This is a genomic window from Achromobacter sp. SIMBA_011, from assembly GCF_046535435.1.
In the GTDB taxonomy this organism is placed as follows: domain Bacteria; phylum Pseudomonadota; class Gammaproteobacteria; order Burkholderiales; family Burkholderiaceae_B; genus Achromobacter; species Achromobacter dolens.
This window is the reverse complement of the sequence record NZ_JAWRWN010000429.1, coordinates 1-273: the sequence shown is the minus strand read 5'-3', so window position 1 is coordinate 273 and position 273 is coordinate 1. Positions and strand designations below refer to the sequence as shown.

The 273-nt window shown below is 65.2% G+C and carries 1 protein-coding gene; it reads right to left on the bottom strand.

Going from position 1 to position 273, the window contains the following annotated elements; translation table 11 throughout:
• The coding region (locus SB816_RS31580; protein WP_410548192.1) for a metallophosphoesterase at positions 1-273 on the bottom strand (273 nt) is incomplete at both ends.

Genomic DNA, 273 nt, shown 5'->3' with positions numbered 1-273 from the left:
AATGCGACGCAGCGGCGCCGGCGGCGGTTGCAGCAGATGCTGGAGAACACCGCAGGAATCGCGTCCGCGATCGACATAGTCGCCAAGGAGAATGACCAGAGCGGGGGATGAACTGCCTGCCAGGTCCGCGAGGATTTTCCGTTCCGCCTGCAGCAGCAGATCAAGGCTGCCATGCACATCGCCGATGGCGTAGATCGGAAAGGAGACCGGCCTGTCGCCAAGGTCCAGTCTGCGCCGCCTCCGGTCGTCGCGGGGGGCTGGCTGCTTACGACC